The sequence below is a fragment of the Candidatus Poriferisodalis sp. genome (assembly GCF_965208925.1).
Lineage (GTDB): Bacteria > Actinomycetota > Acidimicrobiia > Acidimicrobiales > Poriferisodalaceae > Poriferisodalis.
Window position 1 is genome coordinate 3,407,998 of sequence record NZ_OZ242364.1, and the last position, 26,441, is coordinate 3,434,438.

At 66.5% G+C, this 26,441-nt stretch carries 23 protein-coding genes and 1 tRNA gene; 3 read left to right on the forward strand and 21 right to left on the reverse strand.

Annotated features, from left to right (window positions below; translation table 11 throughout):
* Positions 1-6 precede the first annotated feature (6 nt).
* The 17 genes from ACOGI5_RS15055 to clpX form a co-directional block, all read right to left on the reverse strand.
* A complete protein-coding gene (locus tag ACOGI5_RS15055; RefSeq protein WP_419865220.1) occupies positions 7-888 on the reverse strand; it encodes an AAA family ATPase in 882 nt (293 codons plus the stop codon).
* A 98-nt stretch (positions 889-986) separates the two neighbouring features.
* The gene (locus tag ACOGI5_RS15060; protein WP_419865501.1) at positions 987-2,219 is read right to left on the reverse strand and encodes a glutamate-5-semialdehyde dehydrogenase; all 1,233 of its coding nucleotides are present in this window, start codon (positions 2,217-2,219) and stop codon (positions 987-989) included.
* Positions 2,220-2,280: 61 nt separating this feature from the next.
* A complete protein-coding gene (gene proB / locus ACOGI5_RS15065) occupies positions 2,281-3,375 on the reverse strand; it encodes a glutamate 5-kinase (protein ID WP_419865221.1) in 1,095 nt (364 codons plus the stop codon).
* Between the two features lie 121 nt (positions 3,376-3,496).
* Positions 3,497-4,753, reverse strand: a complete 1,257-nt coding sequence (gene obgE, locus ACOGI5_RS15070; protein WP_419865222.1) for a GTPase ObgE — start codon at positions 4,751-4,753, stop codon at positions 3,497-3,499.
* Between the two features lie 48 nt (positions 4,754-4,801).
* Entirely contained in the window at positions 4,802-5,053 is a 252-nt protein-coding gene (gene rpmA / locus ACOGI5_RS15075) for a 50S ribosomal protein L27 (protein ID WP_419865223.1), read from the reverse strand.
* 45 nt (positions 5,054-5,098) lie between these two features.
* Positions 5,099-5,410: a 50S ribosomal protein L21 gene (rplU, locus tag ACOGI5_RS15080; RefSeq protein ID WP_419865224.1), complete on the reverse strand. Its 312-nt coding sequence runs from the start codon at positions 5,408-5,410 to the stop codon at positions 5,099-5,101.
* A 73-nt stretch (positions 5,411-5,483) separates the two neighbouring features.
* Positions 5,484-7,310 (reverse strand): Rne/Rng family ribonuclease, encoded by a 1,827-nt coding sequence (locus tag ACOGI5_RS15085; protein WP_419865225.1) that lies wholly within the window; start codon positions 7,308-7,310, stop codon positions 5,484-5,486.
* Positions 7,303-8,094, reverse strand: coding sequence for a TIGR03936 family radical SAM-associated protein (locus ACOGI5_RS15090; protein ID WP_419865226.1), 792 nt, complete (start codon positions 8,092-8,094; stop codon positions 7,303-7,305). The genes ACOGI5_RS15085 and ACOGI5_RS15090 overlap by 8 nt, the downstream gene beginning before the upstream one ends.
* A gap of 61 nt (positions 8,095-8,155) precedes the next feature.
* Entirely contained in the window at positions 8,156-10,213 is a 2,058-nt protein-coding gene (locus ACOGI5_RS15095; RefSeq protein WP_419865227.1) for a radical SAM protein, read from the reverse strand.
* 40 nt (positions 10,214-10,253) lie between these two features.
* Entirely contained in the window at positions 10,254-11,423 is a 1,170-nt protein-coding gene (gene rodA / locus ACOGI5_RS15100) for a rod shape-determining protein RodA (protein ID WP_419865228.1), read from the reverse strand.
* The gene (gene mrdA / locus ACOGI5_RS15105) at positions 11,420-13,561 is read right to left on the reverse strand and encodes a penicillin-binding protein 2 (RefSeq protein WP_419865229.1); all 2,142 of its coding nucleotides are present in this window, start codon (positions 13,559-13,561) and stop codon (positions 11,420-11,422) included. The genes rodA and mrdA overlap by 4 nt, the downstream gene beginning before the upstream one ends.
* Positions 13,554-14,024, reverse strand: coding sequence for a hypothetical protein (locus ACOGI5_RS15110; protein WP_419865230.1), 471 nt, complete (start codon positions 14,022-14,024; stop codon positions 13,554-13,556). The genes mrdA and ACOGI5_RS15110 overlap by 8 nt, the downstream gene beginning before the upstream one ends.
* Positions 14,025-14,131: 107 nt before the next feature.
* Positions 14,132-15,043, reverse strand: coding sequence for a rod shape-determining protein MreC (gene mreC / locus ACOGI5_RS15115; protein WP_419865231.1), 912 nt, complete (start codon positions 15,041-15,043; stop codon positions 14,132-14,134).
* A gap of 11 nt (positions 15,044-15,054) precedes the next feature.
* The gene (locus tag ACOGI5_RS15120) at positions 15,055-16,113 is read right to left on the reverse strand and encodes a rod shape-determining protein (protein WP_323673053.1); all 1,059 of its coding nucleotides are present in this window, start codon (positions 16,111-16,113) and stop codon (positions 15,055-15,057) included.
* Positions 16,113-16,601: a nucleoside-diphosphate kinase gene (ndk, locus tag ACOGI5_RS15125; protein WP_419865232.1), complete on the reverse strand. Its 489-nt coding sequence runs from the start codon at positions 16,599-16,601 to the stop codon at positions 16,113-16,115. Before ndk ends, ACOGI5_RS15120 begins: the two co-directional genes overlap by 1 nt.
* Positions 16,602-16,663: 62 nt before the next feature.
* A complete protein-coding gene (locus ACOGI5_RS15130) occupies positions 16,664-18,037 on the reverse strand; it encodes a bifunctional folylpolyglutamate synthase/dihydrofolate synthase (RefSeq protein ID WP_419865233.1) in 1,374 nt (457 codons plus the stop codon).
* A 47-nt stretch (positions 18,038-18,084) separates the two neighbouring features.
* A complete protein-coding gene (gene clpX / locus ACOGI5_RS15135; RefSeq protein ID WP_419865234.1) occupies positions 18,085-19,350 on the reverse strand; it encodes an ATP-dependent Clp protease ATP-binding subunit ClpX in 1,266 nt (421 codons plus the stop codon).
* Positions 19,351-19,562: 212 nt separating this feature from the next.
* Between clpX and tig the strand changes: the two genes are divergently transcribed.
* Both tig and ACOGI5_RS15145 read left to right on the forward strand, forming a co-directional pair.
* On the forward strand, positions 19,563-21,155 hold the full coding sequence (gene tig / locus ACOGI5_RS15140; RefSeq protein WP_419865235.1) for a trigger factor: 1,593 nt from the start codon (positions 19,563-19,565) through the stop codon (positions 21,153-21,155).
* On the forward strand, positions 21,152-21,844 hold the full coding sequence (locus tag ACOGI5_RS15145) for an ATP-dependent Clp protease proteolytic subunit (RefSeq protein ID WP_419865236.1): 693 nt from the start codon (positions 21,152-21,154) through the stop codon (positions 21,842-21,844). The genes tig and ACOGI5_RS15145 overlap by 4 nt, the downstream gene beginning before the upstream one ends.
* A gap of 142 nt (positions 21,845-21,986) precedes the next feature.
* On the opposite strand, the gene ACOGI5_RS15150 is transcribed toward ACOGI5_RS15145, so the two are convergent.
* The 4 genes from ACOGI5_RS15150 to ACOGI5_RS15165 form a co-directional block, all read right to left on the reverse strand.
* A tRNA-Gly gene (locus ACOGI5_RS15150) sits at positions 21,987-22,058 on the reverse strand.
* A 48-nt stretch (positions 22,059-22,106) separates the two neighbouring features.
* Positions 22,107-23,243, reverse strand: a complete 1,137-nt coding sequence (locus tag ACOGI5_RS15155) for a glycine cleavage T C-terminal barrel domain-containing protein (protein ID WP_419865237.1) — start codon at positions 23,241-23,243, stop codon at positions 22,107-22,109.
* A gap of 54 nt (positions 23,244-23,297) precedes the next feature.
* Positions 23,298-24,251: an SDR family NAD(P)-dependent oxidoreductase gene (locus ACOGI5_RS15160; protein ID WP_419865238.1), complete on the reverse strand. Its 954-nt coding sequence runs from the start codon at positions 24,249-24,251 to the stop codon at positions 23,298-23,300.
* 3 nt (positions 24,252-24,254) lie between these two features.
* A complete protein-coding gene (locus ACOGI5_RS15165; RefSeq protein WP_419865239.1) occupies positions 24,255-24,779 on the reverse strand; it encodes a VOC family protein in 525 nt (174 codons plus the stop codon).
* Positions 24,780-24,942: 163 nt separating this feature from the next.
* Here ACOGI5_RS15165 and ACOGI5_RS15170 point away from each other — a divergent pair, with 163 nt between their 5' ends.
* Positions 24,943-26,439 carry a CoA-acylating methylmalonate-semialdehyde dehydrogenase gene (locus tag ACOGI5_RS15170; RefSeq protein WP_419865240.1) on the forward strand — a complete coding sequence of 499 codons (1,497 nt, stop codon included), beginning with the start codon at positions 24,943-24,945 and terminating at the stop codon, positions 26,437-26,439.
* The last annotated feature ends 2 nt before the right edge of the window (positions 26,440-26,441 follow it).

The window sequence follows — 26,441 nt, forward strand, 5'->3', positions numbered from 1 at the left end:
CGCTGTCTAGGCCTCGACCGTCAGCTCTTTGGCGGCCTTCTCGATATCAGACTGGTACTTGAGCAGGATGTGAAGCGTTTCCTTCGCCTGCTCGACATCGATGTTCTCGATGCCCAGCAGCACCAACGTGCGGGCCCAGTCCAAGGTCTCCGACACCGACGGTGCCTTCTTCAGCTCGAGCTGGCGGATGGAGCGCACGACGCGTGCGATCTGCTCGGCCAAGTTCTCGCTGATGCCGGCAACCTTGGTCAGAACGATCTGCTTCTCGCGTTCGAGATCGGGATAGTCGATGTGCAGGAACAGGCAGCGCCGCTTGAGTGCCTCGGACAGCTCGCGGGTGTTGTTGGACGTCAGGAACACCAGAGGGATCTGGCTTGCCATGATCGTGCCGAGCTCGGGAATCGAGACTTGGTAGTCCGACAGGATCTCGAGCAGCAGCGCCTCGGTCTCGATCTCGACCCGGTCCACCTCGTCGATGAGCAGCACCACCTTGTCCTGCGCGCTGATGGCTTCGAGCAGCGGACGGGTGAGCAGGAATTCGTCCTGGAAGATGTCGTCCTGCAGCTCCACCCAGTCCTCGTGCTCGGCGTCGACGCCCCGGTCGGCCTGGATGCGCAAGAGCTGCTTCTTGTAGTTCCACTCGTACAGCGCCTTGGCCTCGTCGAGCCCCTCGTAGCACTGGAGGCGAATCAGCCGGGCTCCGCTCATCGCAGCCACCGACTTGGCCAGCTCGGTCTTGCCGGTTCCCGCTGGTCCCTCGATGAGGACTGGTTTGCCGAGACGCTCGGCCAGGAACACCACACTGGCGATGCCGTCGTCGGCGAGGTATTCGACTTTCGCCAAGCCTTCACGGACACCCGAGAGGTCTCCGAACATTGTCTCGTTCATTCTGGGTGTCTCCCCTGTGGATGTCAGAGTGGGTACCGGGCCGCCGGCAAACCGAACCGGTCAGACAGTGTGGCAGCCGCGGCTACCTCTCGGCACGGCTAACCCCTTGTGTGACCCGTTCCCGTCACCACGAACTTGGTGGTCGTGAGCTGTTCAAGGCCCATGGGGCCACGGGCATGCAGCTTCTGGGTGCTGATGCCGATCTCTGCGCCGAATCCGAATTCCTCGCCGTCCACGAAGCGTGTCGAAGCGTTGACGAGCACGGCGGCGGCATCCACCCGACGAGTGAATTCCTGGGCGGCGGCGAGATCTCCGGTCACGATGGCCTCGCTGTGGCCCGTGCCGTGCCGGTTGACGTGGTCGATTGCCGTGTCGAGGTCATCGACGACCGCAACGCTCATCTTGAGCGCGAGGAATTCTGTCGAGAAGTCGTCGGGGCCGGCCGGACCGATTTGGGGCGCGATGACCTGTGCCGCTGCGTCGCCCACGAGCTCCACGCCGTCCAAGTCGTCGACGATGCGGGGCAGGAACGCCTCAGCCACGTCGCCGTGCACCAAGAGCGACTCTGCAGCGTTGCACACCGAGGGGCGGCTGAGCTTCGCGTTGGCGACGATGTCGGCCGCCATGTCCAGATCTGCCGCTGCATCGACATACACGTGGCAGTTGCCGTCGCCGTCTATGACATAGGGCACGGTGGCATTGGCGAGCACCGAGGCGATGAGCGCCGGTCCGCCCCTAGGGATAAGACAGTCAATGTGGTCGCGCAACTGCATGAACTCAGTGGCTGCGCTGTGGCGCGTATCGGTCACCAACACCAGCGCGTCTGCGGGCAAGCCGGCTTTGACCAAGCCTTCGCGCAGCGCGTCGGCGATCGCCATGTTGGAGTTCAGTGCAGCCCCGGAGCCTCGCAGGAACGCAGTGTTGCCCGACTTCAGGCACAACCCGAAAGCGTCCGAGGTGACGTTGGGCCGGCTCTCATAAATGATCGCCACCACACCCAGCGGTACCCGGACCCGCTCCACCGCCAGACCGTTCGGCCGCACCCACCCGTCGACTACCTGGCCGACTGGGTCAGGAAGGGCCGCCACGTTGCGCAAGCCCGCCGCCATGGCCGAGATACGACCGGGGTCGAGCCGCAGCCGGTCGATGAGCGTCGCCGACGTGCCGGCAGCTTCGGCGTTGGCCACGTCATCGCGGTTGGCTGCGAGCACGCTGTCGCATGCGGCTGCCAGCAGATCTGCAGCCGACAGCAGGGCCTCGTCACGTACGGCACCGGGTGCTTGTGCCAGGACGGTCGCCGCGGCCTTCGCACGCTCGCCGAGCACTGTCATCGACGGTGCGACTGGCATCTCCACGTCAGGCACCCGAGCAGGCTAGTGGCATCACCCCGGATCACCCCAGAACGACGAGATCGTCGCGGTGCACGACCAACGGGTGCAATCCCTCGGGCAACTGGTCGCTGCGCAAGCCAGCGGTGGCTCGCAGGCCCTCGGCGTCAATGGCCGCGAGGCCCTTGGCGAACGTCTCTCCCTGGGGGTCGACGATGTCCACGGCTTCGCCGGCGGCGAAGGAGCCCTCGTGCCCGACGACGCCAGCCGCAAGCAGCGACTTGCCCCCTGCTGACACGGCGCGGCGGGCGCCGCCGTCAACGGTCACCGATCCCCTCGCGGCCACGGCGAAGCCGATCCAGAGCTTGCGAGCGGAGACCCGTGCATCTCGTGCAGGCACGGTGGTGCCGACACCCGGCCGGCCTACAGCTGCGTCGGCAACCACGTCTGGGCGGCGGGCTGAGGCGATCACCGTGCGCACACCGCTCCACGAGGCCATACGGGCTGCTGCCAGCTTCGAGGCCATGCCGCCGCTGCCCACGGCATTCGCAGAGCCCGCCGCCGCCTGCAGCGACGGGCTCACCTCCAAGATTTCTGAGATGAGCGAGGCTTGCGGGTCGATGTTCGGGTCGGCAGTCAGGACACCCGGCATATCGGTCAGCAGGATCAGCACGTCAGCGCGCACCAGGTTGGCGACGAGGGCAGCAATCCGATCGTTGTCGCCGTAGCGGATGGCATCATCGGCGATCGCATCGTTCTCGTTGACGACCGGTACAACGCCGAGATCGAGCAGATGATGAAACGTGGCTCGGGCGTGAAGGTACTGATCGCGATCGCGGAAGTCGTGCGGGGCGATCAGCACTTGGCCGACGACCATGCCCTCCGCGGCGAACAGCTCCCGGTAGGAGGCCATGAGGTCGATCTGACCGACGGCTGACAATGCTTGGAGTCTTTCAGGCTCAGCGGGTCGATCGACGCTCAGCCGCTGCACGCCTGCGGTGATCGCGCCGGAAGTGACGACGATCACTTCGTGGCCGGCCGCGCGCACTACAGCGACGTCCGATGCCAGCTTGGCGACGGCATCGAGATCAACTCGCCCGTCCGATGTCGTGATCGACGACGTCCCGATCTTGGCAATCAACCGCAGTGAGGCAGGCATCGACGTCAATCCTGCCGTCTTCCGGTTCTCAACGCAGTCACCTGAGTCATGTACCCGGCTCGAAGATGTTCCGGGCGACACGCCAGGTGTTTTCTCGCGTGCGGTTTGCCGCGTCTCACGTTCATGTATCCGGCTCGTAGGTGAATTCGAAGTCACCGATGCGCACCAAGTCGCCCGACTGGGCGCCGTTGCGAGCCAAGGCCCGCGACACGCCAAGCTTCTCCAAGCGCCGCTGCGCCCATGCCAGCGCAGCGGGATCGGTGAGATCCGACAGAGCGACGGCGCGACGGGCTTGGCGGCCCTCGATCTCGAACACCCCGTCGCCGAGGCGCAGGACCGTGATGCCGGTGGGTTCGGGGCGATGCACCACGTATTGGGCAGGAGCCTCGTCGGCGTGCCTGGCTTCAGACACCAGATCACGTAGCTGACCCAATACCGGGGCCACGCCTTCACCGGTCACAGCGCTGAGCCGCGGTCCGTCCCAGCGCAGGTGGGCCACGTCGGCCTTGGTACCCACCACCAGCCGCCGCCGCGCTGCGAGCGCTGAGTCATGCAGCTCTAGCTCGCCGAGCAGCACGTCGACCTGTTCATGGGGATCACGGCCGGCGACTTCCGCCAGATCGGCCATGATCAGCAGCACCCGGGCTCGCTCGACATGTCGCAGGAACTGGTGCCCGAGGCCCTTGCCCTGCGCGGCACCCTCGATCAGCCCGGGCACATCCGCGATCACCATCTCGAAGCTGTCGGCGTCGGTTCCGGAGCCGTCGTCGAGCCGGACCACTCCGAGGCTGGGCGTGAGCGTCGTGAATGGGTACGAAGCGACCTTCGGCCGCGCTGCCGACACGGCGCTGATGAAGGTGCTCTTGCCTGCGTTCGGGAATCCCACCAGAGCGACATCGGCCATGAGCTTCAGCTCGAGGCCGAGCCAGCGCTCCTCGCCCGACTCCGCCTGCTCGGCGAAATGGGGCGCGCGCATCCGATTCGAAGCGAAGCGGACATTGCCCCGGCCGCCGCGCCCGCCCTGAGCCGCCAGCCAGCGATCCCCCGCATGCACGAGATCCGCCAGCACAGCGCCGTCGCGGTCGCGGACGATCGTGCCCTCGGGCACGCGTACGAGCTCGTCGGCACCGTTGCGGCCATGCCGTTTGCGCCCCTGGCCATGACCGCCATCTGTCGCACGCCGGAACGGGAAGTCTCGAAACGCCAGCAGCGATGCCACGTTGCGATCCGCGACGACCCACACATCGCCGCCGTGCCCGCCGTCGCCGCCATCGGGGCCACCGCGCGGCACGTGAGACTCGCGACGGAAGGACACGCAGCCCGCCCCGCCGTCACCGCCCTTCGCGTGCAGCTGGCACTCGTCGACAAAGTCGCTCATCAGCGTCCTCGCAGACGCTTTCGGGTCTCGGGATGAAGTACGGAGGAACTACGACGGGACGACGTCAACAAGCCGGCGCCCGCGGCGATAGCCGAAACGCACGATGCCGGGAGCTGTCGCGAACAGCGTGTCGTCCTTGCCGCGGCCCACATTGCGCCCCGGATGGAACTTGGTGCCACGCTGGCGCACGATGATGCCGCCGGCGTCGATGGTCTGCCCCGAATAGACCTTGACGCCAAGGCGCTTTGCCACAGAGTCGCGCCCGTTGCGAGTGGAGCCTCCGCCCTTGGTCTTCGACATGGTGCTGTCCCTCTTGTCCGGTCTCGCGTGCCTGCTGGGATGCCCCTAGGCGGTGGCGATCTGAGTGATCTCGACCGTGCTGTAGCGCTGCCGGTGTCCCCACCTGCGCCGGTTGGTCGTGGCGTTCTTGTAGGTGAAGCCGTCGATCTTGGGCCCCTTGACCTCGCCGACGACCCGGCCGGTCACCGAAGCTCCGACCAGCTCGTCGGGCGTCGCCAGCACGGCACCGTCATCCACCACCAGAACGGGCGTGAAGGTGACTTCTTCGCCGGGCGGCACCGCGAGCAGCTCAACATCGAGCCGCTGGCCGGCCTCGACGCGGCGCTGCTTGCCGCCGGTAGCGATGACTGCGTACATCGGTTGGAGAGGATACCGATGAGGCTCCCGGATTGGCGAGTGAATTTGCGGCCCAGAATCAAGCAGCCCAGAATCAAGCAAACAGCGACTCGCGCAACTGGATGCCGCGGCCCTCGCACTCATTGCACGGGTCTGACATCGACTCCAGCAACCCCTCACCGGTGCGCATCCGGGTCATCTGCACAATGCCCATGTCCGAAATCGGTTCTGTGGCCGTACGGGTCTTGTCGCGGGCCAGCGCCTCGTTCAGCGTCGACATGAGCTGTTCCCGCTGTTGCTTGTCGTCCATGTCCACGAAGTCGACGATGATGATCCCGCCGATGTCCCGCAGCCGCAGCTGCTTCGCAATCTCGGTAGCGGCCTCCAGGTTGTTCTGGAACAGCGTCTCGTTCAGGCTGGACTTGCCCACGTTGCGCCCGGTGTTCACGTCGATCACCGTCAACGCTTCGGTGTGCTCGATGATGAGCGAGCCGCCAGATGGCAGCCAGACCTTGCGATCGGTGGCCTTTCGCACTTGTTCAGCCACGTGCACCCGCTCGAACAGCGGCAAACGTTCAGCGACCGGGTCGTAGTACCGAATGCGATCCACCAGCGGTGCCGCCACCGCCTCCATATAGCCCTTGACCTGTTCGAACAGCGCAGGGTCATCGATCACCACTTCGCGGAAGTCGGCGGTGAACTGCTCCCGGATGATGCGCACGGCCAACTCGGGTTCCCGGAACAGCAGCACCGGCGCATCGGAGCGTTCCGCCAGCTCGGAGATCTTGGTCCACTGCTGCGTGAGCCGTTCGATGTCACGGCGGATCTCAGCCGCTGTGACGTTCTCCGCCGCCGTGCGCAGGATCACGCCGAAGCCCTCGGGGATCTCCTTGCCCAGCAGGCTGCGCAACCGACGTCGCTCGCGGCTGGGCAAGCGGCGCGAGATTCCCATCACGCTGCTGTTCGGGATGAGCACCACGAAGCGGCCAGGCAGCGACACCTCCGTGGTCAGGCGGGCGCCCTTGTGACCGATCGGGTTCTTGATGACCTGGCACATGACCGTCTGGCCGTTCTTGATCAGCTCGCCGATCGCCGGTCCTGCCACGGAGCGCCCGCGGCGCCCGCCTGCCCGCTTGCGCTCCGATCCGCCGTCGTCATCGCTCTCGTCGGAGGCAACGGTCAGATCGCCTCGATAGAGCACGGCCTGCTTGGGCGTGCCGATGTCGACGAACGCCGCTTCCATGCCCGGAAGCACACGCCGCACCCGACCGAGGTAGAGATTGCCGTAGATCTCGGCGACATCGTCGGAAGGGCGGCTCACGTAGTACTCGATCAGTGACCGGCCTTCGAGCACGGCGATGTGCGTCGCTCCCTCAGAAACATGAACGCACATCCGGTACCGACCCAGCGGCTTGCCGTTGCGGTACTTGCCGCGGCGCTCGGTGAGCTGTTCATCGTCGAGCTCCAGCGGCCGCTGGTCGGCCAGGATGGCCTCGACAGGCGCATGGGAGCCGTTGCGAGTCTCCGCGGTCGTCGTAGCGGCCTCGTTGGATCGGCCCCGTCCGCCGCGTCCCCGGCCGCCCCGCCTGCGACGGCGGCGCCCACCGGAACCCTCACCATCGGGTGCTGGTTGAGCCGGCGCCGGGCGGCTGTCGCCGATCTTGGGCTTGCGGGACGGCGGCGGAACCGGCGGAACCGGCGGTTTCGCAGACTCAGGCTCGGATTGAGGGGGATCGGCCTTCGACTTCTGGTCGGGTCCAGATCCTGCTTTGGACTTGGCCTTGGGTACCGACTTCGCCTTGGGCTTGGGTTTTGCCTTGGATTCCGGTTTGTCCTGGTCAGATTCGTTCTGCGTAGGGGGCACGACCAGCCGCCGCTTGCGCACGGCGGGTGTCGGGTCGTTCAGTGTTGATTCATCCACTGATGGTTTCCTTGTGTCTCTGGGCGCACATGGCGGGCACGGCCGGTTCGGCTCGTCCCGCGGCGCCGCTCGTCCATTGATGTGTTCTCCGGGCTATGCCCATCTCGTGTGCCGGCGCGAGCGCTGGCACCAGTTCGCCGGGGCGCACTACCCGGGGCGTTGCTGACAGCTCGGCGCTCAGCACCGCCCCTCGATCCGAGCATCCGACCACCTGCAGCACCTCAACGCTGGGTCGAACATTCGAACTCACGGTCTCGCCTTTGTGCACCCGTTCAGTTACGACGGTACCGGCGGCGAGGAAGTCTGCAACCGCTTTCGCCGCTGGGGTCGCATCGAGGCCCACGATCTCGAACTGCCAGCCGCACGAATGAACCGCCGCTTGCAGCGACGTGCCTCGGCCGTCGGTCAGCATCGCAGCGGACACCTCCATGCCTACCGGCAGCGCCTCGCTGAGCGCCCCGGCAATGGTGCAGTAGCTCGGGCCGGCCGCGGCAGGCTCGTGCTCGCAAGGTGCGTGAGCGCCGTTCCGGCAGACGATCGCCGGTCCCGCGTCGAGCACTGCATCGGTAACCAGTGGCAGCTCCACGAATTCGGCCTCCGACTCGTATCCGGTGGGCAGCGCCAGGCCGAAGCTCAGCTTCATCCGGGGCGAGAAGCCCTGGCTGTAGGACACCGGCAACCCGACCTTGCGCACGGCACGCTCGATCACACGGGCCACGTCGCGGTGGCCGATGAACCGGATCTTGCCGACCTTGGAAAAGCGGACGCGCAGCCTCAATGCCATCTCCCACCCACGAGGGTGGGAGCGGCACTGCAGCTCGGCACCAGCGACAGGGCCCGGCGCATCATGCGCCACCCCCGGTCGGTGCGCCTGCGCCCGCCAACTGGCGAGGACGCAGCTCAACCGGCACCAGATGGCCGGTCGCGAGATCCTGTCCCGTCCCCTGACTGCCGCCATTGGGGGCGACGGGGGACGCGACCATGTGCTCGATCCCATATTCAGTACAGGCCCCGCAGTCGTAGCACGGGGTCCATCGGCAGTCAGGCAGGCCATGCCCAGCCAAGGCGTCCTGCCAGTCATGCCAGAGAAAATCGCGGTGCAGCCCGGCGCCAATATGGTCCCAGGGCAGCACCTCGTGCTCGTCTCGATGGCGATGCACGTACCAGTCGAGGCTGAGGCCGCACGCTGCCATGGCCTCTTCCCACAAGCCCAGATCGAAGCGTTCGCTCCATTCCTGAAACGTGCCGCCTTTGCGCCAGACGTATTCGATGACCGCGCCCACTCGTCGGTCGCCACGGCTGGCGATGCCCTCTGCGGTCGAAGCGGCCGGGTCGTGCCACTTGAGCTGCACTCGCCGGTTGCGACCCAGTGCCGAGCGCACCAACCGCACCTTGCGCGCCAGCTCTTCGGGCGGGTTCTGCCCGAACCACTGGAACGGCGTATGCGGTTTGGGCACGAAGCCCCCCAGCGACACCGTCACCGATGCACGCTTGGTGTATTCCTGCCCGATCCGGGTGCAGGCATCGGCCAAGTGTGCGATGGCCTCGGTGTCGGGGTCCATCTCCGACGGCAAGCCCGTGAGGAAGTACAGCTTCATGCGATGCCAACCCTGGCTGTAGGCCGAGCGCACCGCCCCGTACAGGTCCTCCTCGGTAATGAGCTTGTTGATGATCTGGCGCAACCGCCACGACCCCGCCTCGGGGGCAAAGGTGAGCCCCGTGCGGCGAGCGCGTGACACCTGGGCCGCCACATCGACGGTGAAGGCGTCGACACGCATGCTGGGCAGCGAAACGCTGATCCGGTTGGCATCGGCGCCAGCTGTGTCCGATGCACCGGCTCCGCCGGCTGTGTCGTTGCCGCTGGCTCCGCCGGCTGTGTCGTTGCCGCTGGCTCCGCCGGCGGTGACCGTGTCGCGCACGAGCTCGGCGATTCCGCTGTAGTCGGCCGTGGACAGCGACATCAGGCTGACTTCGTCGTAGCCGCTGCGCTCGAGGCCCGCAGTCACCATCTCGCGTACTTGGGCGGCAGGGCGCTCACGAACCGGGCGGGTGATCATTCCCGCCTGGCAGAAGCGGCACCCCCGGGTGCACCCCCGGAACACCTCCACGGAGAGCCGGTCATGGACGACCTCGGTCACCGGCACCAGCTGCCGGCGCGGATACGGCCATTCGGCAAGATCGGCGACCGTGCGCTTGGCAACCAGCTCTGGCACGTCCGGGTGTTTCGGCGTGACGGCGGCCAGCGCCGGCCCGTCGTAGGCGACGTCGTACATCGCCGGCACGTACACGCCTTCGATGCCCGCGAGGTCCCGCAGGATCGTGGCACGCGTGCCCGGGCGCTTGCCGCTTTGCTTCCAGGCACCGACTGCTTCGGTGATCTCGGAGACCACCTCCTCGCCGTCTCCGATGACGAAGAAGTCCACGAAGTCCGCCAGGGGCTCGGGGTTGTATGCACAATGACCGCCAGCACCGATGAGCGGGTCGGCATCATCGCGCTGAGCCGAACGTACCTCCAACCCCGCCAGATCGATGCAGTTGAGCACGTTGGTGTACACGAGCTCAGCCGAGAGGTTGAAGGCGATGATGTCGAAGTCACCCGCGGCTCGATGCGTGTCCACGGAAAACAGCGGCAGCCCCACAGCCCGCATCTCGGCCTCGAGGTCGATCCACGGTGCGTAGGTGCGCTCGGCGCTGGCGTCCGGGCGCTCGTTCAGCAGCTCATAGAGGATCTGCAAGCCCTGGTTGGGCAAGCCGATCTCGTAGGTATCGGGATAGGCCAGAAGCCACGACGTGAGGTGCGGGCCGGCGTCCGGTCGTTGCATCCCGTCCTCGCAGCCGATGTACCTCGCCGGCTTGGAGACACGTGGCAGCAAGGGCTCGAGCCGGGGCCACAGCGTTGTCATTGCAACCTCAACGCTACCGGCCCGGCCCGACAGTGAAGCGTTAGAGCGTGTAGCGCCGCGCTCCGACGCTGATGACGATGCCTACCGCCGCGAAAGCGGTGACCGTGCCCGAACCGCCATGGCTCATGAGCGGCAAGGGGATACCGGTGATGGGCATGATGCCGATGGTCATGCCGATGTTCTGAAACACCTGGAACAGCAACATGGAGAGGATCCCGACGGTGAGTAATCGCCCGAACGGGTCGCTGGCGACGCGTGCGATCTGCCATATGCGCACGGACATGTAGGCATACAGCGCGAGCAGGAGCGTGCCGCCGACGAGGCCGAATTCCTCCCCCAGCGCCGTGAAGATGAAGTCGTTGTGCTGTTCGGGAACCAAGTCCAGATTGGTTTGGGTGCCTTGCTTCCAGCCTTGGCCCCAGATGCCGCCGGCACCGATGGCAATCTGGCTCTGACGTAGGTTGTACGAGGCTTCCAGCGGCTCGAACTCTTGATCCAGAAATGCCGTCAAGCGGTTTCGCTGTGTCTCACTGAGCAAGCGGGGGCCTTGGAACGCGTCGATGCTGAACACCAGCACGAGCGCCAGGATTCCGGTCAGCGTGATGACGACGATGTGGCGAAGCTGCGCGCCTGCGACCAACAGCATGCCCATGGCGACGGCCACGAAGACCAGCATCGTGCCCAGGTCGGGCTGCAGGTAGATCAGGCTCATGGGCACCACCAGCAGCAGACCCGCGTTGAACAGCGTGTCGAAGCGCAGGTATCCCTCGTGACTGGCCACGAACGCCGCCAGCGACACGATCACTACGAGCTTGGCGAACTCCGAGGGCTGCACCTGGAACCCGACGCCGGGCAGCACGAACCATGACCGTGCATTGCGAATCTCGGGCCCCCAGAACAGCAGCGCCCCCAGCGCTCCGAGCGCCAGCAGGTACGCAGGGGTCGCGTAGAAACGCAGCACCCGGTAGTCGACGACGGCTGCGATGATCATCACCACGATGCCGATGCTCACGAAGATCGCTTGGCGTCGCGCCACGGTCCACGGGTCGCCGCCTTCGAAGGACAGGCTTCGCCAGGTGGAGGAGTAGTTCATCGCGATGCCGAGCAGCGCTATCGCTATCGCAGCCAGCGCCAATGAGTAGTCGGCGAACCACGCGGGAGATTGCAGCTCGCGCCGCGTCTGCGAACGATTCAGCAGTCGTGCGATCATGACGCTGCTCCCTCGATCTGGTCGACATCGGGGATGCCGTCACCGTCCGCATCCGACGGCGTGTTCGCCCGCGGCAGCTGGATGCCCCACGGGCAGCCTTCGGGCACGTAGCCCAGGAACGCCGGATCGCCTCGCAGCGCTTCTGGCACCTCGGGGCACTCGGGTTGGGGCGGCGAGAACGCGATCTGAGGTTCAGGCCAGCGCTGCTCGTACGCCCGCACTGCCTCCAGGATCCGCCGAGCCACAGGTGCAGCCGCCTCGCCGCCGTAGCCGGCCTCTTCCATGACGACGGCGACGGCATAGCGAGGATCGTGCGAGGGTGCCCATGCAACGAACACCGCCGTGTCCTCCTTCTTGCGCCGCAGCACCGCGTTCAGACCCTGTGCCTGGGCCGTGCCGGTTTTGCCTGACACCGGGTAGCCCTCGTGGTCATAACCCTCGAATGCCTTCGCGGCGGTTCCTCGCAACCGGGAGTTCGTGACGTTGCTCAACCCTTCCCGCACGACCGAACTCCCTTCGGGGAAGTCGACCACATCGAGCACCCGGGGTTCGAAGGTCAGTACCGGCTCGCCGAACGCTTCGGCACGCCGCGACACCACCGCTTCGACGATGTTCGGCGAGAAGAGCGTGCCACCGTTGGCCATCGTGGCGTAGGCGTTGGCGAGCTGCATGGGAGTCACGGCCACGAATCCCTGGCCGATGCCGGTGTTGATGTTGTCGCCAGGGAACCAACGTGCCGGCTCGTCGTAGGGGTTGTAGGCCTCAGGGCTCAACTCGAAGAGGGTTCGCTTCACATCGCTGTCGGGCACCCGGCCCGATTTCTCGAACGGCAGTTGCACGCCGGTCGGAGACCCGAATCCGAGCGAGCGGGCCATGTCCTGGATCGCCCATTGCTCGGGTCCGTCGATCCAGTACAGATCGTCGGACACCTTGTAGAAGTATGCGTCGCTCGAGCGGGTCAATGCGCCGGACAGGTCCAAAGTGCCGAGGGCAGCCCGATCGGCATTGAAGAAGGTGCAGCGGCCGGTGCAGCCCCGCGCATCGGGGATCCTGTAGTAGCCCACGTCGTGGAAGGCGGCGCGCGGCGAGATGAGCCCTGCGTCCAGACCGGCGAGCGCCGTCACCGGCTTGAACACCGAACCGGGCGAATAGGTGCCTTGCACGGCGAGGTTGTTGAGCGCGCCGGGTGCGTAGGGATTCTCGAACACCGACCGGTACTCCGCCAACGACAGTCCCTCGACCATCCACGTGGGGTCATAGGTCGGGTGCGACACCATGGCCAGCACGTCACCGTTGCGCACGTCCATCACGACAGCAGCCCCGGTGAGCGCCGGGTAGAAGAAACCGGAGTCCTCGCTCACTGTCTTGCGCGCCGCGATCAACCCCTGCCGCAGGTATGACTCGGCGGCGGCCTGCAATTCGACATCGATGGACAGCACGATGTCGTGTCCCGGCTCGGGAGGGACATCGGCCAGGATCCGCTGCACACGGTCCTGCCGGTCAACCTCGAGTTTGGTGCGCCCCGGCTCCCCATGGAGCTCGGCCTCGAAGAGACCCTCGATGCCCGCCCTGCCGACCCGCTCATAGGGCAGGTAACCGTCATCGATCAGCTCGCGGTGCTGGCGCTCCGACATCGCCCCGACGTAGCCCACGATGTGCGCGCCCACCTCGTTCTGCGGGTACACCCGCACCCAGTCCCACCTCGCCTCCACTCCGGCGATCGAGCGCTCCGCCACCCTGAGCAGCCCGTCTTCGTCGAGACCCGTCGCGACCACCTTCGGAGCGAGCGGGTGCGTGCGCTGGTCTGCAAAACCCAGGCGCAGCCGCTCTGCAGGCACATCGAGCAGATCAGCCAGCTCGGTCAGCACCGCTTCGGTGTGCTTCTCGCTGTATCTCGAATGGTCGTAAGTCACCACGCCGGTGCGGACGTTGTCGGCGAGCACCACACCGTGACGGTCGAGGATGCGGCCGCGGGTCGGCGGCGTGATGATGATGCGGACCTGATTCGACTCCGCAGCCACTGCGAACTGCTCAGTCTCGAGTACCTGCAGGTACCACAGGCGGGTGAACAGCGCTCCGAACAGGCCCACCATCACGATGCCGATAAAGGCCATCCGCCGCCGGACGCGCTCATCCACCGCGCGCCGTGCTTTCCGGACTGGCCGTCACGCGCGGACGGATGATGAGCGCCCAGCGAGTCGCTCGCTCGAGCAGCGGATTGGTCAGCAGCGACGCGACGCCGGTCACGATGGCAATGCGAATGATCGGTGCCTCTGTCACATAGACGAGATCCATCAGCCAGCCGGCGCCCGCAAAGAGGCCGATCCCGCCTGCAGCCAGCAGTGACGCAATCGCGGCGCGAACGAGCCTGCCGGCCGAGGGGATCTGCTCAGTGATGGCACCCGACAGATAACCCACCAGTGTCAGCACGAGCAACGACATGCCGAACGGTGTGTGAAGGATGAGGTCGGACGCAAGCCCGCAGCCTCCGCCAAACGACGCCCCCGTACTGCGGCCGCCCATCATCCCGCCCGCGACGGCCAGCAAGACCAGCGGATCGACAATGACTCCCGCCGGGGTGACATGAGCCAGCAGGCCCACATGAACGACAACGGCAACGGCCAGCACCAACAACGACCGGGCCAGCGGCCCGGCGCCGGCCATCATCGCCCGCGCCCCGTCATCGGGCCTCCGTCATCGGTCATCCATCATGACGGGCCGCCTGCAGTGCCCGCATCGGCCGTTCCGTCGTCGGGCTCACGATCCACGATCACCGGCTCGGGGACGTTGGGTTCATACAGCAGCACCTGCACCCAGCGAAGGCGCTCAAGATCCGCAGCAGGGTGCACGGTGACCCGCTGCGCGCCCCGCACAGCATCCGGCTCGACATCGGTGACTGTGCCCACCAGCAACCCTGCAGGGAACGTGCTGCCCGCAAAACCGCTTGTCACCACGGTCTCACCAGGGATGACGACGGTCTCCAGCTCGATATAGCTCACCTCCAGGTCACGACCCGGCCCCCGTCCTGAAGCCAAGCCATCATCCCCGGACCGGACGATGCGCACGCCGGCGTCGAAATTCGGGTCGGTCAGCAGCTCCACGCGCGAACGTGTGGTGCTCGCCTGCACCACCCGCCCGACCAGTCCGTCACCGCTCTCCACTGGCATGCCCTCCCGGATGCCGTCGCGGCGACCCTTCGCAAGCTCGATCGTGCGTTCGAAATTCGACACCGGTGCGTCGATGACCCGCGCCGTGACGCGGGGAATCGCCGGAGCAGCGTCGCGGGCGCCCACCAGCGCAAGCAGCTCCTGGCGGTCCCGTTCCAGCTCGCCGACACGCAGTACCGATGCCTCTGCTTCAGCCAGCTCGCCGCGCAGTTCCGCGTTCTCAGCCTCCAAGTCGTCGTAGCTGACGATCCCGCGCCACGCGTTGCGAAACGGTTCGGCCACCCAGTCGCCGAATGTTCGCACCGGTCCCAGCAAGTCCAAGGTCGCGCCGCGGGCGGTGTCCAGCACACCGCCCGAACCGCGTGCGTCAAGCGTGAGCAATGCAATTGCCGTCACGACGAGCAGGGCCAAACGGAGCCAGGTGCGTCTCCGAATGCCGGCGCGGCGGGCCACAACCGGGGGCGTCAGCGCCCCTCGGTGGAGGAGTACAGCACTCCGTGGAGGACGTCGAACTCTTCGAGCGTCTGGCCTGAACCGCGCACGACGGCAAACAGCGGGTCCTCCGCGATGTGGACTGCAACGCCTGTCTCCGAGCGCAGTCGGTCCGGCAGGCCGCGCAGCATCGCCCCGCCGCCTGCGAGCGTGATGCCGTAGTCCATGACATCGGCAGCCAACTCTGGCGCTGTGTCATCGAGCGTCGCCTTCACCGAATCGACAATGGCGCTGACCGGCCCCGCGATCGCTTCGCGTATCTCCTGGCTGTCGACGCTGACCGACTCGGGCAGCCCGCTGACCATGTCGCGGCCGCGGACCTCGGCATAGATCTCCTGCTGCAGCGGCCACGCCGATCCGAGTGCGAGCTTGATCTCCTCCGCGGTCCGCTCGCCCACGACGAGGCCGTGTTCCTTCTTGACGTGAGCGCTGATCGACGCGTCGATCATGTTGCCGCCGATGCGAGCCGAGCGGGCCGTCACTATGCCGCCAAGCGAGATCACGGCCACTTCCGTGGTGCCACCGCCGATGTCGACAATCATGCTTCCCTGCGCCGATTGCACCGGCAGCCCGGCGCCGATCGCCGCGGCCATCGGCTCCTCGATGATGTAGGCGCGGCGGGCGCCCGCGTATTCGGCGGCTTCCTGCACCGCGCGCTGCTCCACACCGGTGATCCCCGATGGCACGCAGATCACCATGCGCGGCTTAGGCCAGCGCGTCTGGCTGACCTCATTGATGAAGTGCCGCAGCATCTTCTCGCAGATGTCGAAGTCGGCGATCACGCCGTCCTTGAGGGGGCTGATCGCAGTGATGTTGCCCGGCGTCCGACCGATCATCCGCTTGGCCTCGAGGCCGACCGCCAGCGAGTTGCCGGTCATGGAGTCGACAGCGACCACCGAGGGCTCATTGAGCACGATTCCCCTGCCGCGCACGAACACGATCGTGTTCGCAGTTCCGAGATCCACCGCAATGTCCCGGCCGCCGAAGACCGATCCGCGCCGGCGCGGCCGAGATGACCCGTTCGACGCCATCAGCCGCTCACCTCACTGATCGACGCAGCGCTCTCGGCTGCGCCATTGTGCGGTGTGTTGCTTGCTTGTGCGAGCGACGGGAAGAACAGGGCGATCTCCCGCTGGGCGGAGGCATCGCTGTCGGAGCCGTGCACGAGATTCTCCGTCGGGGACAGTCCATAGTCGCCCCGGATCGTGCCGGGCGCCGCCGTGGCGGGATTGGTGGCACCCATGAGGGTGCGCACCACGGCGAACACGTCGTCGCCTGCGTCGGCGGGACCCTCGAGCACCATGACCACCGACGGCGAGCGCGTGATGAACTCCAGCAACGGCGCATAGAAGCTCTTGCCGGCGTGTTCGGCGTAGTGCTGCTCGGCCGTGTCGCGCTCAATGACGCCGTGCTCCAAGGCCGCGATGGCAAGCCCCTTGCGCTCGAACCTGCTCAGTATCTCGCCGACGAGGCCGCGCTCGACAGCGTCGGGCTTGCAGATCACCAGCGTTTGCCGCATCGCTGTCTCCCTCGGCCTGGCTCGCTTCGTGGCGCGATGCGCCGTCGGCTGCGCGTCCGAGGCTAATGCGGGTCAACCCCCAGAAGTCGCCGCGCTTCAGCGGCCACGTACAGCGAGCCGCTCACCACCGCGATCCCGTCGGAACCGGCCCATTCACGGGCAGCGTGCACAGCTTCCGAGACACTGCCTGTGTTGATGATCTCGAGCGGGCGTCGGCTGCCGGTCGTCTCCCTGTCGGCACCCCAAGCAGCTTCCACGGCCGCTGCGATCTCAGCAGGCGGCAGCGCTCGCGGCCACTGCGCTGCGGTGGCGATGACTGCGTCGAACGAGCCGAGGCCGAGCGCCTCGCAGAACGCGGCGGGATCGTGCGGCCTGTTCGCCCCGATGACCAGCACCCTGGGGCTGTCGGCCCTGTCGGCATCGACCAGCAGCGACTCCGCCAGCGTGTCGCGCAACGCCACGGCACCTGCGGGATTGTGCGCACCATCGATGACCACCGTCGGCCGGCGGGCAACGATCTCGAAGCGCGCTGGCAGCGAGACATCATCCAGCGCAGCCGCAATGACATCGTCGTCCAGACTCCGACCGAAGAACGCTTCGACGGAGCTGATGGCGGTGGCGACATTCGTTGCCTGATGGGCGCCGTGCAGCGGCACAAAGAGCTCGGCGTGCTCGCCGAACGGCGTGCGCACCGTCACCTGCTGGCCGCCTACTGCCAGACGGCGGTCCAGAACGTCCCAGTCGACGCCGCGCCGCCACAGCTCGGCTCCCGCCTGCGTGGCCGCTGCGGCCACGATGTCGCTGAGCTCAGGTGTGGTTTCGCCGCAGACGACGGTCGCCCCAGCGGAGATGATCCCGGCCTTCTCCTGGGCCACGTCTGCCAGCGTCGGCCCGATGATCTCGAGATGATCGGCGCCCACATTGGTGATCACCGCCACTGCGGCATCCACCACGTTGGTCGCGTCCCAGCGTCCGCCCATACCCACTTCGATCACGTTGACATGCGCCGCGGAGGCAAACCAGTTGTACGCGGCGGCGGCCATCACCTCGAAGTAGTTCGGCCGCTCGCCGAAGCGCTCGGTCACCATCGGTTCGAAGACGGCGACCTCGCTGATGGCCATCGTGAACGCGTCGTCGTCGAGCGGCTCGTTGGCCACTGCGATCCTGTCGTTGACACGATCGATGTGCGGTGACGTGTAGCTGCCCGCAGCGAGGCCGCACGCCCCGAGCAGTGCTGCTGACAGCCGGGCCGTGCTGCCCTTGCCGTTCGTTCCGGTGATGTGAATCGCCGGCACGCTGTCCTGCGGGTCGCCCAGGACACCCATGAGCGTCCACATGCGGTCCAGCGTGGGCGGTGTCGCCTCGGGACCGCCGAGCAAACGCTCTAGGTCGATGTGGGAATCCAGCCAGTCGACGGCGGCCTCGTAGTCGAGCAACGGGCCAGACGCTGATGCTGGCGGCCCGGTGTTCGGCGGCCCAGGGTTCAAGATGCGCGGCGCGTCACGGTGGTACGGGGCACCAGCGTCGGGTTCACCTTGTCCAGCACCACGTCGCGGTCGACGATGCAGCGAGCGACGTCGTCACGGCTCGGCAGGTCGTACATCAGCCCCAGCAGCACCTCTTCAAGGATCGCTCGAAGCCCCCGAGCTCCTGTGTTGCGCAGCATCGCCTGATCCACGATCGCCTCGAGTGCATCGGAGGTGAATTCGAGCTCAACGTCGTCGAGTTCGAACATCCGACGGTACTGGCGGACCAGGGCGTTCTTCGGCTCGGTGAGGATGCGCCGCAATGCATCGGGGCCCAGCGGATCGACGACGCCCACCACCGGGAGCCTGCCGATGAACTCGGGTATCAGGCCGAAGTGCCGCAGATCTTCGGGCAGCACGTCCGGCAGGATGTCGAGCGCTGAGCTGTCCGCGGCGTTGCGCAGTGTGGCCCCGAAGCCGACACCGCGCTCGCCGACACGGTCGGCGATGAGGCGCTCGAGCCCGTCGAATGCGCCGCCGCAGATGAACAGCACGTTGCTGGTATCGATCTGCAAGAACTCCTGGTGCGGGTGCTTGCGGCCGCCCTGCGGGGGAACCGACGCCACGGTGCCCTCCAGGATCTTGAGCAAGGCCTGCTGGACACCCTCGCCTGAGACATCGCGGGTGATCGATGCGTTCTCGGCTTTGCGGGCGATCTTGTCGATCTCGTCGATATAGACGATCCCGGTCTCGGCACGCTTCACGTCGAAGTCCGCTGCCTGCAACAGCTTGAGCAAGATGTTCTCGACGTCCTCGCCCACATAGCCGGCCTCGGTGAGCGCCGTGGCGTCGGCGATGGCGAACGGCACATTCAGCATGCGCGCCAGCGTCTGCGCCATCATCGTCTTGCCGCAGCCGGTGGGGCCGATCAGCAGGATGTTCGACTTGGCGATCTCAACGTCTTCAGCGGCGCCTGGTCCAGAGGGCTCGAGGCGCATGCGCTTGTAGTGGTTGTAGACAGCTACCGAGAGAATCGTCTTGGTCCTGTCCTGATCGATGATGTAGTCGTCGAGGAACGCGAAGATCTCGCGGGGCTTGGGCACCGCTTCGAACGGCGTTTCGGTCGTCGTCTCGATCTCGTCGTCGATGATCTCGTTGCACAGGTCGATGCACTCGTCGCAGATGTAGACGCCCGGGCCCGCGATGAGCTTGCGAACCTGCTTCTGGGACTTGCCGCAGAACGAGCACTTGAGCAGTTCGCCGCCCTCGCCGAACTTCGCCACGTTGCACCTCCCTCCTGCGGATGAGCTTGCCGACTCTTGCACAGCCGTGCAACACCGGGGTGTCACACGAGCCGTCCGCCAAGGATGGCACAGCATGCGCGACTACACGTGATCTGTCGGGCTGCTGGGGCGGCCGCACGAGACGTGGCAAAGCGACGCTGCGACTGGCGCAGAACGGTGCTCCGTCGGCGCGCCGGTAGGCTCCGCGCTTCGTGAAGACGACGCTGACGCCGCTCGATCCAGCGGATTTCATCGGGCCCGCGCCAGTTACTGAACCCGATCCCTCCCAGCCCGATGACACCTCGCAGGGCGACGACGCCGGGAGCGCGAACGCCGAGGATTCTGACGTCTCGGCCGGTGACGGCAGTCCGGACGGCAGCAGCTCAGGCGATAGCGAGGCCGCGAACGAGAGGTTCATCGGACCTCGCGTCAAGCTGACCGTCGAGGTCGACGCCGAGACATTCGATGCCGACATCGAAGCTGCATTCCGCAAGCTTGCCCGCGAAGTGCGCATTCCCGGATTCCGACCGGGCCGGGCACCGCGGCGCGTGCTGGAGTCGCATTTCGGATCCGAGATCGGCCGCGCTCAGGCGCTCGAAGAGGCGGTGCCCCGCTATTACGCCGAAGCGGTGCGCGACAACCGCGTAGACGTGGTGAACCAGCCAGAACTGGAGCTCACCCTCGACGGCAGCGACGGACCGGTCGCATTCGAAGCGACCGTCGAGGTCCGGCCGGTGGTGTCCGTGGCGGGCTACGAAGACCTGCAGATCGAGATTCCCAGCCCTGAGCCCTCAGACGAGGAGATCGACGCCCGTATTGACGAGACGCGCCGCCAGTTCGCCGATATCGCCCAGGTGGATCGTGCCGCTGCGCAAGGCGATCGCGTCACGATCGACATCGAAGGATCCGTGGAGGGGGAACCACTCCCCGGGCTCTCAGCGCAGGACTATCTCTACGAGGTCGGCAGCGGCGGCATCGTCCCCGAGGTCGATGAGCACCTGACTGGCTGCGAGGCCGGCGCCGACCTGTCATTCAGCGCGCCGCATCCGGTCCAGCCGGAGATGGAGATCGACTTCGAGATCACCGTCAATCTCGTGTCGGAGTTGGTGCTGCCCGAACTCACCGACGACTGGGTCGACGAGAATACCGAGCACGACAGCGTTGCCGAATTGCGCGACGTCACCACCCGACAGCTGAGCTTCGGCCGCATCATGCAGGCCAACATGGTGCTGCGCGATGAGGCGCAGAAACAGATTGCGGACCTCGTGGAGGGACCGGTTCCCGACGCCATGGTCAGCGGGGCCATCGCGGATCGCATGCAGGAACTGGGCAGCGGGCTGCAGCAGCGGAACATGACGATCGAGGAGTGGCTGGAGGCAACCGGTCAGGAGCCGGCGTCGTTCATCGGGGAGCTGCGAGACGACGCCGAACGAGGCGTCCGTCTCGACTTGGCGCTGCGTGCTGTGGCAGTGGCCGAATCCCTGGAAGCCGACGACGATGACATCGACGGAGAGCTCGAGCGCATGGCAGCGACTGACGGCCGCAGCGCCGCCCAGCTACGCGAGGTCATCGCCGAGACCGACGGGCTTGCTCACTTGACCTCAGCAATTTGCAAGAGCAAGGCGCTGCAATGGGCCATAGAAGCCGCCACACTCATCGGACCGGACGGCGACACCATCGAGCGTTCGGCGCTCGAACTGCCCACGACAGGCGATGCTGGAGGTGCCGACGACAGCGACGCCGAAGGCGACACTGACAGCAATCTTGATCACACTGATTCTGACGACAGAGGGGATACACCGTGATAGCCGAGTTCTCCGCAAGTTCGCGCGACGCTCACCCAGGTGGCGATCACAGCAGCGAGCGATACCGCGCCCGCAACTACCTGGTGCCCACCGTTGTGGAGCAGACCAATCGCGGCGAGCGCGCCTACGACCTGTACTCCCGCCTGCTGAAGGAGAACATCATCTTCTTGGGCACGCCCATCGATGACGTCGTGGCCAACCTGGTGTGCGCGCAGATGATCCACCTCGAGTCGGAGAATCCCGACAAGGACATCAACATCTACATCAACTCGCCGGGCGGCGACATCAGCTCGCTGTTCGCCATCTACGACACCAGCCAGTACATCCGCAACGACATCACCACGATCTGCCTGGGACAGGCAGCGTCGGCGGCGGCAGTGCTGCTGGCGGCGGGCACGCCGGGCAAGCGGATGGCGCTGCCCAATGCGCGGGTGCTGCTGCACCAGCCCTACGGGCAGGCGATGGGTCAGGCGACCGACATCGAGCTGGCGGCCCGTGAGATCGACCGGATGCGCGAGCGGCTCGAGCGGATCATTGCGCACCACACCGGTCAGGACCTCGAGCGCATCCACACCGACACCGAACGCGACTTCATCATGGATGCCGAGGCTGCCAAGGAGTACGGGATCATCGACGAGGTGATCGCGAACCGCCAGGTGCTGGAGGACGGCCCGATCCGCGCCGCCTAGTTGACTGCGCGGAAGGGTGTGCCCGCTGCGGAGGCAGCAGGCGCCCTCTGCTCCGGGAATCCAGCAGGTTCCAACCTCGCAGAGTTCACCTGCTGCCTCCGCAGCTATGGCATCTGTGCCTCTGCGCTCATACGCCCTGGCGAGCGGACGACGGGAATCGAACCCGCATCATCAGCTTGGAAGGCTGAGGTTCTGGCCATTGAACTACGTCCGCGGCAACGGCCGAGGGTAGCGGCGCGCGCTGGACCGGCCTGTACTGCCGTCAGTCGAGGTCGAAGGGCAGTGACGTGGTGGTGGCGGCTCGGTTGGTGCCATCGAGGCTGACCTGGAGCTCGGTGCCGGGCTCGAACCACCGCGGGTCCAGCAGCGCAAGGCCGATGTTGGCGTCGAAGCGCGGCGAGCGTGCGAGGGCTCGCAGCGTGCCAACCGGGTGGCCGTCGGGGCTCTGAACCGAGCGCGGCGATCGCAGGGGCAACGGCGGATCGCCGTCGATCACCAGCCCGACCAAGCGTCGCTGGCTGCCCGATGCCCGCCGGGCGCGCAGCGCCTCCTTGCCGATGAAGTCGTGACTCACCGAGCCTGCCGGGCCGTCATGGTCATCCCTCAAGCTGACGAAGCGACCGATGCCCGCCTCGTCGGGGTCGGTCTCGGGATCGGTGTCGCCCCCGAACGACAGCAGGAAGCTCTCGATGCGCTCGGGGTTGTTCGGCGCGCCGACGCCAAGACCGAAGGGCCGGCCTGCCTCCCACAGCAGGTCCCAGAGCTGCTCGCCCTTGGCGCCGTCCATCAAGAAGAGTTCGAACCCGCCCTGACCCGACCAGCCCGAACGGCACACCACCATCGGAATGTTGTCATGATCATGAGGGGCGAAGCGGAAGAAGCGCAGTTCGCGTACCCAATCCCCCAGAGCGGCGGCGACCACATCGGCGGCACGGGGGCCTTGGATCGCCAGCGGCCAGACGTCGGGTTCACTTATCTCGACGTCGTACCCGCCTTCGCCCGCGACGGCTCGTGCCCACAGCAGCACGTCGCTGTCGGCGATCGAGAGCCAGAAGGTCGTCTCGTCGATGCGCAGCGCCATCGGGTCGTTGACGAGCCGGCCCCGGTAGTCGCACATCGGCGCGTAGCGAGCCATGCCCACCCGCAGGTCACGCAGATCACGGGCGCAGAGATAGGTCATCAACCGGTGGGCATCCGGTCCGGCGATCTGCACCTGCCGTTCGCAGCCGACGTCCCAGATTGCCGCAGCCTCCGTCAGCGCCCGGTATTCCGCCACCGGGTCGTCGGTGCTGATCGGCAGGAGGGTGTGGTTGTACACCATCGCCTTCGTCATGCCCGCCGCCACCGCGCGTTCGGTGAACGGCGTGACTCTGGTCCGTGGACCGACGATCAATTCCACCTGGTTGGCCTCATCGGAGAGTCGCAGCTCCGTGACTAGGAGAAGCGAGGCCGGCTAGCGGGGAGGGAAGGCCTGCAGGTGGCCTTCGTCGCGAAATGCTTCGAAGAACTCCAGCGTGTACGCCGATTCGGGATCGGCTCGCACCCTCTCGTCGATGCGGTATGCATCATCGCCGACCAGGATCCGCCATTGGCCCGCCAGCACATCCGAGAGGATGATCTCGGCTGCCTGCGCCGCTGAGGTCGGCGCGTCGTCGCGGAATCGGGTGTTGCGGTCCCGGACAAGCGCTTCGACATCCTCGTCGCTGAACGCATCGAGATCGACGCCGCGTGCTGCCATGTTCTTGCGGATGAGGGGCACGTCAACGCCGTGAACCGAGAAGCTGTTCAGTGCAATCGAGGTGCCGATGTGTCCGGGCATCACGACGTGAGCACTGACGTGAGCTGCGTGCATCTCCAGGTCTTGCATCAGCGCCTCGGTGAATCCCTTCACAGCGAATTTGGCTGCGCAGTACGACGTGTGCGGGGCGCCGGGACCGACGGTCGCCCAGAAGCCGTTGATGCTGCTGGTGTTGACCATCGCTGCGCCATCGGAGCGGACGAGCATGTCCATGAAGGCGCGAGCGCAATTGAGCACGCCGTCCCAGCACACCGCGAAGGTCGTGTCCCACGCGGCACGCTGATCGTCGATCACAAAGCTGCCGCCGCCTCCGACGCCAGCGTTGTTGAACAGCAGGTTGATGTGGTCGGTCTCATGCGATGCGGCCACCTCGGCGGCAAAGGCCGAGACGGCATCGGCATCGGTGACATCGCAATCGTGCGTCGTGATTCGCACACCGCTGGAGCCGCTGGTCGCCAGCTCGGCAGTTCGGGTGAGTTCTTCCGCGTTCAGGTCGCACGCAGCGACATGGCATCCGGCAGCGGCGAGCTGGCGCACCAGTTCGCGGCCCATGCCCGTGCCGCCGCCGGTCACGACGGCAATGCGTCCCGCAAGATCAGTTACGGCCATGGCTCAACCCTCTGATTGTTGTTGGTCGGGTCCCTCGGCGAACATTGCCGCCGCTGCGGCCTCCATCTCCTCAGGAGTCACATCCCGCACGTGGGTTGCGATCGACCACTTGTGCCCGAACGGGTCGCGGATGCTGCCGAAGCGGTCACCCCAGAACATGTCCGCCGGCGGCATGAGCACCTCGGCGCCCATGGCCACCGCCTTGTCGATGGTTGCGTCGCAGTCGGCCACATAGCGGTGCATCGTGACGGTCGAGCCGGCCAGCGCCGCTGGCGCCGAGGCTTCGCCGCCCCATTCCGGGAAGTCGTCGGCGAGGAAGATCAAACCGTCGCCGAGCACCAGTTCGGCGTGCATCAGCTTGTCGCCCCCTGGTGCCATTTGACGGTTGGTTTCGCGGGCACCGAAGGCGGCCGTGTACCACTCGATGGCATCGGCCGCCCCGCCGGGAGAGCCGTCGGTGCGGGCGCCGATGGTCATGTAGGGCACGACAAATGGCCGGTCCGGGGGAATGGGATTGACCTCGCTCATGGGCGCGGACTCTAGCCATGCCCCGCTGTTGGCAGCGCCGTCGGCCGAGCGTTCCGATTCACCCTCGCAAGGCTGCGAGAATCAAGGTTCATAGATATCGGCATTCGGCGCGTTCGCCCGGCTCTGGCTTCGACGTCGGACGCTGCCGGCAAGGAGGACTCACATGAGGCAAGTCGACCACTGGATCGGCGGTCAGCGCACACCGGGCTCGCCAAAGACGATGTTCGAGGTGACGGACCCGGTCGCCGGCAGCGTGGTCGCCACGGTTCCGATGGCCTCGCCCGGCGACGTGGACGCCGCCGTGAGTGCAGCACGCACCGCTTGGGAGGGGTGGCGGGAGGCCTCGCTGTCGTCGCGTGCTGCAGTCATGTTCGCGTTCCGCGAGCTGCTCGAGGAGCACCGCCTGGAGTTGGCCGAGATGGTCTCGGCCGAGCATGGCAAGGTGCGAGCCGATGCCCTCGGCGAGATGCGGCGCGGGATCGAGGTGGTCGAGTTCGCCTGCGGCGTCGGCCAGCTGCTCAAGGGCGAGCGCACCGACGACATCAGCACCGAGCACGACGCCTACACGGTCCGTCAGCCGGTGGGCGTGGTGGCCGGCATCACGCCGTTCAACTTCCCCGCGATGGTGCCGATGTGGATGTACCCGGTGGCCATTGCCTGCGGCAACTGCTTCGTGCTCAAGCCGTCCGAGAAGGACCCGTCGGTGGCTGTGCGCATCGGCGAGCTGTTCGCCGAGGCCGGGCTGCCCGACGGAGTGTTCAACGTGCTCCACGGCGACGCCGACGCCGTGAACGCACTGTGCGAGCATCCCGGCGTCGACGCCGTCAGCTTCGTGGGTTCGACGCCCATCGCTCGTCATGTGCACCGAACGGCGTCGATGGCCGGCAAGCGGGTGCAGGCGCTCGGCGGCGCCAAGAACCACATGATCGTGCTGCCCGATGCCGACATCGGCCAGGCGGCCGACGCGGCGGTATCGGCCGGTTACGGGTCGGCTGGAGAGCGCTGCATGGCCATCTCAGTGGTGGTGGCCGTGGGAGCCATCGCCGATGATCTGTCCAACGCGATCTGCGAGCGGATCGATGGGCTGCGCATCGGCAACGGGCTCGGCGCCGAAGCCGTCGACATGGGACCGCTCGTGACAGCCGAGCACCGTGACCGGGTGCTGAGCTACATCGACTTGGGCGAATCCGAAGGTGCCGTGGTGCAGCGTGACGGCCGTGACCTGGTGGTCGACGGCCACCCGGATGGCTACTGGGTCGGACCGACCCTGCTGGATGACGTCACCGCGGAGATGAAGGTCTATGAGGACGAGATCTTCGGCCCAGTTCTGTGCCTGGTGCGGGTGGAGTCATTCGAAGAAGCCATGGAGCTCATCGAGAACAACCAGTTCGGCAACGGCGTGGCGCTGTTCACCCGGGACGGCGGAGCGGCCCGACGGTTCCGCCGTGAGGCCCCCGTGGGGATGGTGGGCGTGAATGTGGCGATCCCGGTGCCGATGGCGTACCACTCGTTCGGCGGCTGGAAGGATTCGCTGTTCGGCGACCACCACATGCACGGCCCCGAAGGCATCCGCTTCTATACGAGGCTCAAGGCCGTCACCGAGCACTGGCCGGACCCGGCCGACCGCGGCGTCGACCTGGGATTCCCCACAGCTCGCTGAGC

What these genes read in the sequence shown, in the direction of transcription:
- ACOGI5_RS15055 (WP_419865220.1), bottom strand. Translation starts at nt 888, where the DNA reads ATGAACGAGACAATGTTCGGAGACCTCTCGGGTGTCCGTGAAGGCTTG.
- ACOGI5_RS15060 (WP_419865501.1), bottom strand. Translation starts at nt 2,219, where the DNA reads ATGACAGTGCTCGGCGAGCGTGCGAAGGCCGCGGCGACCGTCCTGGCA.
- proB (WP_419865221.1), bottom strand. Translation starts at nt 3,375, where the DNA reads ATGCCTGCCTCACTGCGGTTGATTGCCAAGATCGGGACGTCGTCGATC.
- obgE (WP_419865222.1), bottom strand. Translation starts at nt 4,753, where the DNA reads ATGAGCGACTTTGTCGACGAGTGCCAGCTGCACGCGAAGGGCGGTGAC.
- rpmA (WP_419865223.1), bottom strand. Translation starts at nt 5,053, where the DNA reads ATGTCGAAGACCAAGGGCGGAGGCTCCACTCGCAACGGGCGCGACTCT.
- rplU (WP_419865224.1), bottom strand. Translation starts at nt 5,410, where the DNA reads ATGTACGCAGTCATCGCTACCGGCGGCAAGCAGCGCCGCGTCGAGGCC.
- ACOGI5_RS15090 (WP_419865226.1), bottom strand. Translation starts at nt 8,094, where the DNA reads ATGGCATTGAGGCTGCGCGTCCGCTTTTCCAAGGTCGGCAAGATCCGG.
- ACOGI5_RS15095 (WP_419865227.1), bottom strand. Translation starts at nt 10,213, where the DNA reads ATGACAACGCTGTGGCCCCGGCTCGAGCCCTTGCTGCCACGTGTCTCC.
- rodA (WP_419865228.1), bottom strand. Translation starts at nt 11,423, where the DNA reads ATGATCGCACGACTGCTGAATCGTTCGCAGACGCGGCGCGAGCTGCAA.
- ACOGI5_RS15120 (WP_323673053.1), bottom strand. Translation starts at nt 16,113, where the DNA reads ATGGCGTCGAACGGGTCATCTCGGCCGCGCCGGCGCGGATCGGTCTTC.
- ndk (WP_419865232.1), bottom strand. Translation starts at nt 16,601, where the DNA reads ATGCGGCAAACGCTGGTGATCTGCAAGCCCGACGCTGTCGAGCGCGGC.
- ACOGI5_RS15160 (WP_419865238.1), bottom strand. Translation starts at nt 24,251, where the DNA reads ATGGCCGTAACTGATCTTGCGGGACGCATTGCCGTCGTGACCGGCGGC.
- ACOGI5_RS15165 (WP_419865239.1), bottom strand. Translation starts at nt 24,779, where the DNA reads ATGAGCGAGGTCAATCCCATTCCCCCGGACCGGCCATTTGTCGTGCCC.
- ACOGI5_RS15170 (WP_419865240.1), top strand. Translation starts at nt 24,943, where the DNA reads ATGAGGCAAGTCGACCACTGGATCGGCGGTCAGCGCACACCGGGCTCG.